Source organism: Cupriavidus pauculus (assembly GCF_002858765.1).
GTDB classification, from domain to species: domain Bacteria; phylum Pseudomonadota; class Gammaproteobacteria; order Burkholderiales; family Burkholderiaceae; genus Cupriavidus; species Cupriavidus pauculus_B.
Genome location: NZ_PJRP01000013.1, coordinates 133,787 through 146,652, shown reverse-complemented (window position 1 = coordinate 146,652; position 12,866 = coordinate 133,787). Strand labels below are relative to the sequence as shown.

Below are 12,866 nucleotides of genomic sequence, written 5' to 3'. Positions count from 1 at the left end.
GGAAGGGTTGCCTGTCGGATACGCCAGGCAGGGAAAGATTCAACCTAGCCTACGCCGGGCCGATCCGCCAGCCTTGTGTTCCGGTGGGCGCACTTCCGGATTCGCACGATCGGCGCGTGCCACCGCCGCGCTACCTGCGAGGCCCTGCGCAGCGCTACGGCTGCCGCGGGATCGAAAAGGCAAAGCGGCTGCCGTGCGGCACCAGCGCCTCGGCGCGCAGTTGCCCCCGGTGTGCTTCGACAATAGACTTGCAGATGGCCAGCCCCATGCCCATGCCGTTGACCTTGGTGGTGTAGAACGGCTCGAACACCTGTTCGGCAAGGTCCTGGCCGATGCCGGTGCCGGTGTCGGCCACGCTCACTTCCAGCAAGTGGTCGTCGACCAGGCGCGTCGTCAGGTGCAGCACGCGCGTGCGTCCGTGGATCTCGCTCATGGCGTCGATGGCGTTGACCACCAGGTTCAGGATCACCTGCTGCAACTGGATATCGTCGCCAAAGGCATGGGCGGGCTCGGCTTCGAGCGACAGCTTCAGCGCGATCTGGCGCCGCTCGATCTCGGTGCGCGAAATCGCCAGGATATGGCGGATGGCCTGGTGGATGTCCACTTGCGCCATCACCGGCGCGGCGTTGCGCGTCAGCGCCTGCAGGCTGCGGATCATGTCGCCGGCGCGCTGGCCCTCGCTGCGGATGGCCTCCAGCCCTTCGCGCGCATTGGCGATGTCGGGCGTGGGCCGCGCCAGCCAGCGCAGGCTGGCGCCCGCATTCGAGACGATCGACATCAGCGGCTGGTTCACCTCATGCGCAATCGACGCGGTCAGCTGGCCCACCGTGGTGGCACGCGCCACGCGGGCCAGGTCGGCCTGGGCGCTGCGCAGCGCGTCCTCGCCCTGGCGCCGCGCGGTGATGTCCGTCACGGTGCCCACGTAGTCGATTTCGCCGTCGTCGCCGGGCAACGGCTTGCCGATGGCAGCCAGGTAGCGGATCGATCCGTCGGCACGCACGATGCGATGCTCCACGCGGACGGTGGCCTGCCGGGCGACATGGGTCTCGGTGATGTGCCGCACCATCTCGCGGTCCTCGGGGTGCATGTGCGACAGGAACACCTCGAACGGCAGGTCGTGCTGGTCGGGGTCCAGTTCGTAGATGCGGCGCAGTTCGTCCGAACCCGTGAAGCGGTCGCGCTTCAGGTCCCAGCGCCAGCTACCCGTGTGGCTGACGCTCTCGCCCATGGCCAGCGATGCCTCGCTGGCGCGGAGTTCGCGCTCCACTTGCTGGCGGCGTTCGTTCTCGGCCAGCAGGTCGTCGTAGAGCCGGGCCGTGCGCAGCGAAATAGCCGCCTGCGAGGCGATCAGCTCCAGCACGCGGGTGCGGTCCAGCGTGAAAGCGTCGCGCACCAGGCGGTTTTCGAGGTAGAGCGCGCCGATGGCCTCGTTGTGGCGCAGCATCGGAATGCACAGGGCGGAAATGTCCGCGCCGTGCGACATGCCCGCCTGGCTGCCGACCTGGCCGAAGTAGGGATCGATGGCAAACGGATTGGCGCCCACCGACATGCCCGTCATGGCGGGCTGCCCCGTGCGCACCGCCGTGCGGAGCATGACTACCGGCAGCGCGCTGGGCGTGACCGGGTCCTGTGTCACCCGTACGCGGATGCCGTCGGCGGTGGTGTCCGCGCTGGCCTCGACGACCGGCCCTTCGGGCCGCATGCGGATCAGCAGCCCGCGCTGGGCCCCGGCATATTCGAGCACGACGGTCATCAGCTTGTCGATCAGGCGGTCGAGGCGGATTTCCTCGCTCAGCGCCCGCGATGCCTTGATCACGCTTTCGGCATCGAGCGTCTGTGCGCTGGCGCCGAGATGCCAGGTGCGCAGCGGCGCGGTCTCCACGATCTCCGGAAATTCCGTCTCCAGCTGCCGCGCCTTGCCCATGGCGCCCCAGCGCAGATAGGCATCGCGCGCATGGCGCCGATGCGCGTCGGCTGTCGATGCCAGCCCCTGCGCCGCACCGAGCCGCGCCGCGCGCTCGTGGGCGATGGCGGTGATCTGCACGAAGCCATGCGCGGCGGCGTGGGCGATGGCCTGTTCGTAGCGCGACATGGCCGTCAGCACGTCGCCTTCCAGCCGGGCCAGTTCGGCTTCCGCCAGCAGCGCCTTGTCGGTAAAGGTCAGCGGATTGGCGTGCGCCCAGTCGCGCAGCCTGCGGGCATCGGCGCGCAGCGTCTGCCAGGCCGGCGCATCGGGCGCCGTCGGGGACGCGTCGAGTTGTGCGGCAAGCGTCAAGGCGCGTAGCAGGTGGAAGTCGAGCTGATGGATATGGGCGGGGGCCGACCAGGCAAACGTGGCGGCGCGATCCAGGCATTGCGCGGCCGCATCCACCTGGCCGGCCAGCAGCAGGACGGTGGACCGGTACACGGCCTGCCAGAACTCCAGCGTGCTGAGGCGTTCTTCCGCAGGTTCCGGAGCCGCCGGCACACCGGGGGTCTGCCACGCGAGCGTACGCAGCCCGTCGATAAACCGTTGCTGCAGCAGCAGGATGGCCTCCACGTCGCCAAACCGGGCGGCGCGCACGAACTGCAGGCCGCGCGAGATTTCGGCCTCGACATCGTCGAGCGCATCGCCACGCGCCAGCATGACGGCCACGACGTGGCAGCACTCGTAGCAGGCCGTGGTGATGTCGCCATGCGCCACGCCCGCGGCAAAGCCGGCCCGCGCGCACTCGATCGAATAGGACAGGGGCTGGGTCCACACGCTGAGCTGGTCCAGCGGCAACAGCGTGCGGGCCTCGTGCGCGGCGTAGCCATGGCGCGTGGTCAGCCGCCGTGCCAGTTCGCCATAGCGAAAGCCGTCGTGGTACGCCCCGTAGCGGTGGCACACCAGCACGCCGAGCCAGCCCAGCGACGCGGTGGCCGACCCGCTCATGCCATGCGCCAGCGTTAGCCGCATCATCTGGCACAGGGTGGCGAACGCCAGGTTCTGGTCCGTGAAGCTGGCCGGAATCTGCAGGGCCAACAGCAGGCCCATGGCCGCGTCGATGCGGGCATCGGCAACATCGGGCAATGCCAGCAGGGCGTCGAGCCGCGTGGCATCGAGTTGCGGCTGGATTTCGGCGTACAGCGCATCGCACAGGTCGTCGGACGGATGCGGCGGCAGGTCGATGCCAAAGCCATGCAGCCCCTCGATCGCCTGTTGCACCGCCAGCGCGTTTTCCGACCGCCGCAAATGGATCTCGATCTTCAGCCGGTACACGCCCGCCTGCCGTAGCGGGCCAGTGTGCCGTTCGAGCAGATCGGTGGCCAGCGCCAGCGCATCGTCAAGCCGGCCCTGCAGGAACCAGCAATGGGCCTGTTCCTCGAGCAGCGAGAATACGAGCCCGTCGGCGGCAGGCGACGGCACGCCGGGGCCGCACGCGCGGCGCAGGCCGCTGTCGACATACTGCAGCGCCGCGGCGTAGGCGGCGGTGCTGCGTGCGCGCCGCGCGGCGTCCAGGAACAGCGCCGCCATCATGCGGGCGTCGTCGGCCGATGTCTCCTGCGCTTCGCCGTGCATCAGCAGATCCGCGGCACGGAACAGCAGGTCGTCGCGGGCGTCGTGCCGGATCGACTGCGCCAGCAGGCGGCCCGCGTGCAGGCTCAGCCGGGCGCGTGACGCGGCGTCGATCCCGTCATGCGCGGCTTCCTGGATGCGGTCGTGCGTAAAGACGTACTCCTGCTGGGCCAGCATGAGCAGCCCCGCCGCGCGCGCCGGCGCCAGGCGTGCATGCAGCGCGCGTTCGGACAGCCCGAAGACGTCGCACAGCAACGTGACGGGCGACCGGCTGCCCAGGCAGGCCATGCCCCCCAGGCAGTCGCGCGTTTCCGCCGGCAGCCGGTGCAGCCGCTGCAGGCTCAACTCGGCCACGTTGTCGGTGTAGCTGCGCTGTTCGATGGCCACCAGGTCGAATTGCCAGCTGTCGCTATGGTCCGGGCAGGTGATCAGCCGTTCGTCGGCCAGCGTTCGCAGGAACTGCCGGACGAAGAACGGGTTGCCGAGGGTCTTGGCGTGGATGCGATGCGCCAGGGGCTGTAGCGCCGTCTCGGGCATGCGCAAGGCCTCCACGAGCAGCGTGACGACCGATGCCACCGACAGGTTGCCAACGGGGACGTCCAGCACCGCTGCGTGCTGGCGCAGCGCGGCCAGCGGCGCCACGTCGGCATCCCGGGCGCCGCAGACCAGCAGCAGGGGCAGGGGTGTCGACGCATCGGCCAGCCGCGACAGCAGCCGTTGCGAAGGCTGATCGAGCCACTGGATGTCGTCCATCACCAGCACGAAGGGCAGGTCTGGCTGCGCGAACGCCTGTACCAGCAGGCGCATCGCGATACCGACATGCACGTCGGCATCGACGCCCTGCGTGGCCGGCGACGGCGGGAAGTCGTCGACCAGCAGTCGCAGCGCGGGGGCGATGCGTGCCGCCACTTGCCCGTAGCCGCCCAGCACCTGCACCAGCCGCAACTGCCATGTCCGTACCGCCGCTTCCGGCAGCCCGAGGATCTGGTGAACCAATGCGCGGAAGGCATCGGCCAATACCGCGTAGGGCACGTTCTGGCGGAACTGGTCCGCCTTGCCGACCGCACAGCACGCAAGTCGCGCCTGCATCGTCTGGGCAAAAGCCTGAGCCAGCTTGCTCTTGCCTACCCCCGACGGCCCGGTCAACGCCACCACGGCCGGTGTGCCGGTGGCCTGCACGCTGGCGAACGCATCGGTCAGGCGCGCAAGCTCGGCATCGCGGGCGTAGAGACCGTCTGGCAGCGCCAGATCGGCTGAGACGTCGCGCTCGCCCGTTTCAAATGGCGCGATGTGACCGTGCAAACGCCACGCGTCGGCGCACCGGGCCAGATCCGCGTGCAACCCGGCAGCGGTCTGGTAGCGGCGCGACGGGCTCTTTTCGAGCAGCTTGAGCACGATGCGCGAGAGCATGGCCGGCACCTCGGGCTCGATGGCATCGGGTGGCAGCGCCGCGCCGGCAACGTGGCTGTGAATCCACTCGCCAAGGTCGTCCGGGTTCCTGACGCCAAAGGGCAACTGCCCTGTCAGCAACTGGTAGACGACGACGCCCAGCGCGTAGAGATCACTGCGTGCGTCGATGGCATGCCGGGTGCGTCCCGTATGTTCGGGCGACATGTATGCCGGGGCTTCGCCCGCCAACGTGGTCACGGCCGGCCGGTCGGCATCGGGCTGCGATGCGTGGATCGCGAAGCCGAACCGGCCGATCCGGCAGCGTCCCGCGTCATCGACGAACAGGCTGCATGGGGTGATGGCCCGATGCACCAGGCCGCACTCATGTACGGCCTTCAGCGCCGCGCTGGCACCCAGCGCGATCGACAGCACTTGGGCCACAGGCAGGCGTTGCCCCAGCAACGCCAACAGGGGCGTGCCGGTGTGGTCGTCGTAGACGGCCGCCACGCCCTGGCGATAGCGGGTCAGGGCGCGCGGCACCAGCGCCCATTCCGCGCGCAGCAGTCCGCGCAGTGCATATTCGGTCTCGATGCGTCGCGCGGCATCGGGCTCCACGCGCTGGGACACCGCATGGGCCAGCATCAGCGCGTTGCCGGTTCGATCATGCACGCCGCGCGAGAACGCCACGACGCCGTCCTGCAGGCAGGGCACGAAGCGGTACTCGGATAGGGAAATGGCGTCTTGCAGGCCGTTCTGGGGGCCGTTCTGCAGTCGTTGTGGCTGGCTGGATGCGTCGGTCGTCATGGTGCTGCGCCGGAGAAAATGAGACCTGGGGCCTAGTTTCCGGGGCGAATCTGCAGGGCGTTCTCGATGCAGTCGATGATATCCGTATCCTGGAAGGGCTTGTTCAGAAAACAGGCCGCGCCGGCGTCGCGGGCGCGCTGTTCGTAGCCTTCCTGCGCGAAGGCCGTCATGAAGATGACGGGCATCCGGTGCCCCCCGGCGCGCAGCGCCTCGCACAGGGCAAAGCCATTCATCCCGGGCATCTGCACGTCGGTGATCACGCAATCGATGCCGGCGATCGATGCGGACGCCAGCAGTTCGGTGCCGCCGCCATAGAGTTCCGCGGTCATGTCCAGCGAGCGCACCAGTCTGCCCATGGCATGCCGGACGGAAGCGTCGTCATCGACAATGGCAATCACGGGGGTGGCAGTCACACGGAATCCTTGAGAAGTCTGGAACGGTGACAGGGGCCACCGCTTGCTCACAGCATAATCCCGCCGGGCCAAGCTCGACATCATACGGTGGTATTGTCAGCGAGCCGCCGACAGCAGACGCCGGCTCTGCAACCCTGATCCGCGCGGAAACCGACAAGGATATTCGCTTCGGGCCGGCTCCGCCACGAATCGGAGCGAACCAATACCAAGGTATTAGTTACGCCCGGTGCGTGGCATCGCGCCTTAGAAGTTGTGCCGCATGCCCAGTGCGAACGTCTGCGGGTCCGCCCCGGCGCTGACGCCCAGTTCGTTGATGGCGAAGTCGTAGATCGCGTTTTTCTTGTTGTTGATGCGGCTGTAGAACACAAACAGCGCCGTGCGTTTTGACAGCGGATAGTCGTAGCCGACCGTGAACTGGGTGGCGCCGGTCTCCGAGCCGCTGCGGAAGAAGCCGATCGTGTCGGTGGAAGACCCCGTGCCGTTGGCGGCCAGTGCAACGCCTACCCGCACGCTGCCCGGGCCCAGCTGCTGCACCAGCGACGCATAGTAGCCGTTGCGCTGCAGGTCGCCGGTGTCGGTGCGGTAGTGCAGGTGTTCGTAGAGCGCCGAAATGCGCGTGCCCTTGAACAGCTGGTAGGCCACGCCTACCTTCAGCGCGTCGTCATTGCGTCCGGCCGCCTGGTAGTGCTGGTGGATTTCGTACGCCAGCGTGGCGTTCAGCGGCCCCTGGTCGTAGACCACTGCCGCCGAATACAGCGCCGGGTTGCGCGGGACCGTGGTCTTCTCTTCGGGCAGGCCCCAGCCCAGCCAGACGCTGACACCGGCCAGCTGCGGCGACCGGTACTGCAGGATGTTCTTCTGGCGGCGATCGAACGAGCTGGTGTCCTGCACGTTGTCGGAGCTGGACGTCGAGCCGTTGCCGATCAGCGCCATGTAGCCGGCGGTGGTCGGATAGTACGGGTCGTACGCCATGGTCGACTCGGTGTAGGGCGTATGCCAGTGCCCCATGAACAGCAGGCCGTAGTCGCCCTGCAGGCCGATGCGCGAATTGCGCGTGGCGATGCCGCCCTGGCCATTGTCGATCGACAGGTTGCTTTCGATCTGCCAGACGGCCTTGAGCGAGCCGCCGAGGCCTTCCTCGCCGCGCAGGCCCCAGACCGACCGGTAGTTGGTCTGGCGTACCACGCTGCCCAGGGACGTGCCGTCGGTAGCGGTACTGGCGCGCGAGTACTCGATGGCGGTGTTCAGCCGGCCATAGATCGTCACGGAACTGTCGGCCAGGGCCGACGCGGGAGCGGCCAGGGCAGCCAGCAACGCCAGTCCTTCAGTGCGCCGCATCGGTCTTTTCATCGTTTTTTGCCGTCAGCGTGGCCGGGCCGGGCGTGCCGGTGATCTTCGGCACGCACTCGGAGTGGAACCATGAGATGGTCACGGGCTCGCCCGCGATCATGCGCTTGATCGGCGGCACGACCTGTTCACCGATCAGCATGCCCAGCAGGCCAAGCAGGGCCACGGCCGGCGGCGCGGGCGAGCGCACCTGCAGCAGGGCATAGATGATGCCGACCAGGACGCCGGCGCCAAGAGAGACAAGGTAGATCTTCATGATGGGTCTCGCAATTCAACAACAGAACTTCAAAATGTCAGGGGTCAGCGTGTGGCGCCGGGCAGTCCCACGCCCAGCAGGTGCCGCACGCGCGGTGGTTCGCTGGCCACGTGGAAGCCGGCCACGTCACGCTGCAGGTCGGCGTCGGCGTTCGGTACGCGACGATGCTGGCGCAGGTGTTCCGCCCACGACTCGACCAGGAACCATTCGGTCAGCAACTCCGGATTGGCCGGGTCTTCCATGACGCCCCAGTTGAAGGCGCCGTCACGCAGGCGTTCTTCCGATAGCCGATGCACGGCGCGCAGGAACGCGTCGCGGTTGGCCGCCGGAATGCAGTACTCGATCAGGATCATCACCGGGCCGCGATCGTGGGCGATGTCGTCAGCCATCTCCGGTTCTGGCCAGTGCCGCGCCGGACCCAGGTCTTCTTCGCCGCGCGGCAGGCGGATGCGGTTCAGCAACAGCGCCGCCACGACCAGGCCCGCCGCGGCAATCAGCAGCGCGTACGGCGTGCCCAGTGCCTGGGCCACGAAGCCCCACAGCAGGCTGCCGCCGGCCAGTGCACCGTTGAACACCATCTGGTAGACGGCCAGTGCACGGCCGCGTACCCAGTTCGGCAGGATGGCCTGTGCCGCGCCGCCCAGCGTCGTCAGCGCCAGAATCCACGCCGCGCCCAGTACCAGCAGCAGCGGCAGCGCCAGCCAGACCGGCGGTGCGAACGACAGTGCGGCCATGACCAAGGCGGTTGCGATGGCGGACGTCAGGATCACGCCATCGCCATCCAGGCGCTTCTGGATCGTTGGCATCGACAGCGCGCCCAGGATGGCGCCGGCGCCGACCGCGCCCAGCAGTACGCCGTAGAGACCGGCGCCACCGTGCAGCAGCTGCTTGGCGACCAGCGGCAGCAAGGCCCACACGCTGCTGCCGAATGCGAAATGCACGGCAGCGCGCAGCAGCACGATATGCAGCTTGCTATGGGCACGCGTAAAACGCAGTCCCGCGCGGAAGGCGCTGAAGAAGTGCTCGCGCAGCGGATCGCTCGGCTGCACGGGGCGCTTCCACCAGATCAGCGCGCCGATCACGAACGCATAGCTGATCAGGTCGACACAGTAGGTGGCTGCCGCGCCGAACGCCGCCAGCAGCAGGCCGCCCATGGCCGGGCCAATGGCGCGGGCGATATTGACGCCCAGGCCGTTCAGGGCCACGGCCTGGCGCAGCGTGTTGGCGGGCACCAGTTCGGGCACGATGGATTGCCAGGTCGGCCCCATCATCGCCGCGCCGATACCGCCGGCAAACGCCAGCGCAATCAGGATCTCGATCGTCAGCCCGTTCTGCCAGGACAGGAAGGCCAGCGTGCCGCTGACCGCTGCCAGCGCGATCTGGATCACGATCAGGAAGCGGCGGCGGTCCAGGATGTCGGACAGCACGCCCGCCGGAATCGCCAGCAGGAAGACCGGCAGCGTGGCCGCGGCCTGGATGGTGGCCACGGCGGCCGGTGACGACGACAGGTCGGTGGCAAGCCAGGCACTGGCCACGTCGCGCATGAAACTGCCGACGTTGCCAAGGATCGTGGCGACCCAGAGGACGGCGAACGTCGACTGGGCCAGCGGCGCAAACGACCCCGATGGCTTGGCCGTGGGGGTTGCGGCAGCCTGCGTCATGCGCGGCCCCGCGTGCGCAGGTCGTGCCAGGCCACCAGCAGGAAGCCACCCACCAGGCCCAGGTGCTCGAAGAACGCGTTCATCAGCATGAAGTAGGCATCAGGCGGCGCGCTCCAGAAGCGGTTGGCCATGAACGTGGCGGCCAGCGTGAAGCCGGCCAGCGCCAGCGCACCGAACCAGCGGTACACGCCCAGCAGGATCATGGCCGGCGCGGCCAGTTCCAGCGCGATCGTGGCCGCCGCCATCGGTGCGGCAGGGCTCAGGCCAAAGTGCTGCATCTCGGCCACCGCACCGGAGAAGTCGAACAGCTTGACGAGCCCGCCTTGCAGGTACGCCGCGCACAGCAGCAGCAGGGCGATCCAATGCATCCAGCGTGGCAGCCGGTGCGTGGTGTCGCCGGCCGCCGCTAGTGGGGAGGAGGTAAAGGGCATGACGGGTCTCCGGTTCGATGCAAAGCGGATGGCGGGATGCAGCCGGCGTCAGAACGCCCAGCAGGAGCAGCCCAGCGCGCCCCAGAAGCTGCTTTCGTCCGACGTCGGCACGCTCGATGTCCACGCCTTGGCATGGGAATGGCCATGTACGCCGCACGAACTGGCGCAGGCGCAGGCGGTGCTCATCGCCAGTTGCTTCGCCTGGGCCGTCGGGCGCGGCTGGTACTGGCTGCCATGGCGGGCCGGCGACCAGTCCGGCATGGCCGGCGGAATGTCGGGCGAATGGCGGCCGAACTCGTTGTCGCCGTAGACCACATTGCCGCCCAGCACCGTCATCACGGACGTGATGTCCTGGATGTCGTCGCCCGGCACGGCAAAGTAGTCGGCCGACAGCACGGCCAGGTCGGCCAGCTGGCCAGCCTTGATCTGGCCCTTCTTGCCTTCCTCGGACGAGAACCAGGTGTTGGCCTCGGTCCACAGGCGTAGCGCGGTCTCGCGGTCGAGCAGGTTGGCTTGCGGATACATCGACATGCCGCCCACGGTCTTGCCGGTGGTCAGCCAGTACAGCGACACCCACGGGTTGTACGAGGCCACGCGCGTGGCGTCGGTGCCGGCGCCAACCTTCACGCCCTTTTCCAGCATCTTCTTGATCGGCGGCGTGGCTTCGGCCGCCTTGGCGCCGTAGCGCTCGACGAAATACTCGCCCTGGTAGGCCATGCGGTGCTGCACGGCAATGCCGCCGCCCAGTGCCGCGATGCGGTCGATGTTGCGGTCGGAGATCGTCTCGGCGTGGTCGAAGAACCAGTTCAGGCCGTTGAACGGCACGTCCTTGGCCACCTTTTCGTAGACGTCCAGCGCGCGGTCGATCGTCTGGTCGTACGTGGCGTGCAGGCGCCACGGCCAGCGCTTTTCGGCCAGCAGGCGGATCACCGGCTCCAGGTCGGCTTCCATCGACGGCGGCATGTCGGGGCGCTCGACGCGGAAGTCCTCGAAGTCGGCAGCCGTGTAGACCAGCATTTCGCCGGCGCCGTTGTGGCGGTACAGGTCGTCGCCCTGGCCCGGCTTCACGGTGGAAGTCCAGGTCTTGAAGTCGCTCAGTTCTTCCTTGGGCTTCTGCGTGAACAGGTTGTAGGCCAGTCGCACGGTGAGCTGGCCTTCCTTGTGCAGCTCCTCGATGATGTTGTAGTCATCGGGGTAATTCTGGTAGCCGCCGCCGGCATCGATCACGCCGGTCACGCCCAGGCGGTTCACTTCGCGCATGAAATGGCGCGTGGAATTCTTCTGGTACTCGGGCGGCAGCTTCGGACCCTTGGCCAGCGTGGCGTACAGGATGGTCGCGTTGGGCTTGGCCAACAGCAGGCCAGTTGGGTTGCCGCCCTTGTCGCGGATGATCTCGCCGCCCGGCGGGTTCGGGGTGTCCTTGTTGTAGCCGACGGCACGCAGCGCGGCGCCGTTCAGGATGGCGCGGTCGTACAGGTGCAGGATGAACACCGGCGTGTCGGGTGCCGCGGCGTTCAGTTCCTCGATGGTCGGCAGGCGCTTTTCCACGAACTGGTGCTCGGTGAAGCCGCCGACCACGCGCACCCATTGCGGCGCGGGCGTGCGGGCAACCTGGTCCTTGAGCATGCGCATGGCATCGGCCAGCGAGCGCACGCCGTCCCAGCGCAGTTCCATGTTGTAGTTCAGGCCGCCACGAATGATGTGCATGTGGCTGTCGATCAGCCCGGGAATGGCCCGCCGGCCATTCAGGTCGATCACTTTCGTCTTGGCAGCCGCGAGCTTCATGATCTCGTCGCGCGTGCCCACGCTGATGAAGCGGCCGTCCTGGATGGCCACGGCATCGGCTTGTGGGTTGGACTTGTCAAGGGTGGTGAACTTGCCGTTGACGAGGATGAGATCGGGAGTCGGGTTCGGTGACATGGCGAAAAGCTCCGAAGAGGCTGCCGCGCCTAGCGCGGCAGCCGAGGCGATAAATTGCCGGCGGGTTACTGACATGGGCTCAGGCGGATCAGGCGTTCAGGAAGGCCAGCAGGTCGGCGTTGACCTGGCCAGCATTGATGACGCACATGCCGTGCGAAGCGCCCGGGTAGACCTTCAGCGTGGCGTTCTTGACGATCTTGGCCGACAGCTTGGCCGAGTTGTCGATCGGCACGATCTGGTCGTCGTCGCCGTGCAGGATCAGCGTGGGCACGTCGATTTTCTTCAGGTCCTCGGTGTAGTCCACTTCCGAGAACTCCTTGATGCACAGGTACTGGCCCAGGACGCCGCCGGCCATGCCCTGCGCCCAGAAGGCGTCGATGGTGCCTTGCGATGTCTTGGCGTTCGGACGGTTGAAGCCGAAGAACGGCACGGCCAGGTCCTTGTAGAACTGCGAGCGGTTCTCGGCAACACCCTTGCGAATGTTGTCGAACACTTCCAGCGGCAGGCCGTTCGGGTAGGCGGCGCTCTTGGCCATGGTCGGCGGCACGGCGCCGATCAGCACGGCCTTGGCCACGCGCTTCGTGCCATGGCGGCCGATGTAGCGGGCCACTTCGCCGCCGCCGGTGGAGTGACCCACCAGCGTGGCGCTCTTGATGTCCAGCGCGTCGAGCACGGCGGCCAGGTCATCGGCGTAGGTGTTCATGTCGTTGCCCTGGGCCGGCTGGTCCGAGCGGCCATGGCCACGGCGGTCGTGGGCGATCACGCGGAAGCCCTTCTGCACCAGGAACAGCATCTGGGCGTCCCAGGCGTCGGCGTCGAGCGGCCAGCCGTGCGAGAACACCACCGGACGGCCCGAACCCCAATCCTTGTAGAAGATGCGCGTGCCGTCCTTGGTGGTCACGTAGTGACCCTGCTTCGACTGGCGGCCGGCGGCCGGTGCGGCTTCGGCGGCGACCGGCGTCAGCGCGGCCATCGATGCCACGGTGGCGGCGGCTGCGCCCACGGTGCTGCCGACCAGCAGCTTGCGGCGCGATGCGTCGTGTTGTGCGGCTTCGGATTGGGGGGCGACGTTCGACATGAGATTTCCCTGCAAAGTTGGTTCAGTTT

At 67.7% G+C, this 12,866-nt stretch carries 8 protein-coding genes; all 8 read right to left on the bottom strand.

The features are described from left to right. Window positions 1-154: 154 nt before the first annotated feature. The 8 genes from CYJ10_RS23710 to CYJ10_RS23675 all read right to left on the bottom strand — a co-directional run bounded on the left by CYJ10_RS23710 (window position 155) and on the right by CYJ10_RS23675 (window position 12,837). Entirely contained in the window at window positions 155-5,731 is a 5,577-nt protein-coding gene (locus tag CYJ10_RS23710) for a trifunctional serine/threonine-protein kinase/ATP-binding protein/sensor histidine kinase (RefSeq protein ID WP_101683891.1), read from the bottom strand. A 32-nt stretch (window positions 5,732-5,763) separates the two neighbouring features. Then, window positions 5,764-6,129, bottom strand: coding sequence for a response regulator transcription factor (locus CYJ10_RS23705; protein ID WP_257993490.1), 366 nt, complete (start codon window positions 6,127-6,129; stop codon window positions 5,764-5,766). Between the two features lie 258 nt (window positions 6,130-6,387). After that, window positions 6,388-7,482 (bottom strand): porin, encoded by a 1,095-nt coding sequence (locus tag CYJ10_RS23700; protein ID WP_101683890.1) that lies wholly within the window; start codon window positions 7,480-7,482, stop codon window positions 6,388-6,390. After that, on the bottom strand, window positions 7,469-7,747 hold the full coding sequence (locus CYJ10_RS23695; RefSeq protein WP_101683889.1) for a XapX domain-containing protein: 279 nt from the start codon (window positions 7,745-7,747) through the stop codon (window positions 7,469-7,471). Before CYJ10_RS23695 ends, CYJ10_RS23700 begins: the two co-directional genes overlap by 14 nt. A 44-nt stretch (window positions 7,748-7,791) precedes the next feature. Then, on the bottom strand, window positions 7,792-9,408 hold the full coding sequence (locus tag CYJ10_RS23690) for an MFS transporter (RefSeq protein ID WP_101683888.1): 1,617 nt from the start codon (window positions 9,406-9,408) through the stop codon (window positions 7,792-7,794). Next, window positions 9,405-9,839 (bottom strand): DoxX family protein, encoded by a 435-nt coding sequence (locus CYJ10_RS23685; RefSeq protein WP_101683887.1) that lies wholly within the window; start codon window positions 9,837-9,839, stop codon window positions 9,405-9,407. Before CYJ10_RS23685 ends, CYJ10_RS23690 begins: the two co-directional genes overlap by 4 nt. A gap of 48 nt (window positions 9,840-9,887) precedes the next feature. Next, on the bottom strand, window positions 9,888-11,834 hold the full coding sequence (locus tag CYJ10_RS23680) for an amidohydrolase (RefSeq protein WP_101683886.1): 1,947 nt from the start codon (window positions 11,832-11,834) through the stop codon (window positions 9,888-9,890). 13 nt (window positions 11,835-11,847) lie between these two features. Beyond that, on the bottom strand, window positions 11,848-12,837 hold the full coding sequence (locus tag CYJ10_RS23675) for an alpha/beta fold hydrolase (protein ID WP_101683885.1): 990 nt from the start codon (window positions 12,835-12,837) through the stop codon (window positions 11,848-11,850). Window positions 12,838-12,866 lie beyond the last annotated feature (29 nt).

Bases quoted from the DNA above. Each gene is read 5' to 3' on its own strand.
- CYJ10_RS23710 (WP_101683891.1), bottom strand. From the start codon at position 5,731: ATGACGACCGACGCATCCAGCCAGCCACAACGACTGCAGAACGGCCCC.
- CYJ10_RS23700 (WP_101683890.1), bottom strand. From the start codon at position 7,482: ATGCGGCGCACTGAAGGACTGGCGTTGCTGGCTGCCCTGGCCGCTCCC.
- CYJ10_RS23695 (WP_101683889.1), bottom strand. From the start codon at position 7,747: ATGAAGATCTACCTTGTCTCTCTTGGCGCCGGCGTCCTGGTCGGCATC.
- CYJ10_RS23690 (WP_101683888.1), bottom strand. From the start codon at position 9,408: ATGACGCAGGCTGCCGCAACCCCCACGGCCAAGCCATCGGGGTCGTTT.
- CYJ10_RS23685 (WP_101683887.1), bottom strand. From the start codon at position 9,839: ATGCCCTTTACCTCCTCCCCACTAGCGGCGGCCGGCGACACCACGCAC.
- CYJ10_RS23680 (WP_101683886.1), bottom strand. From the start codon at position 11,834: ATGTCAGTAACCCGCCGGCAATTTATCGCCTCGGCTGCCGCGCTAGGC.
- CYJ10_RS23675 (WP_101683885.1), bottom strand. From the start codon at position 12,837: ATGTCGAACGTCGCCCCCCAATCCGAAGCCGCACAACACGACGCATCG.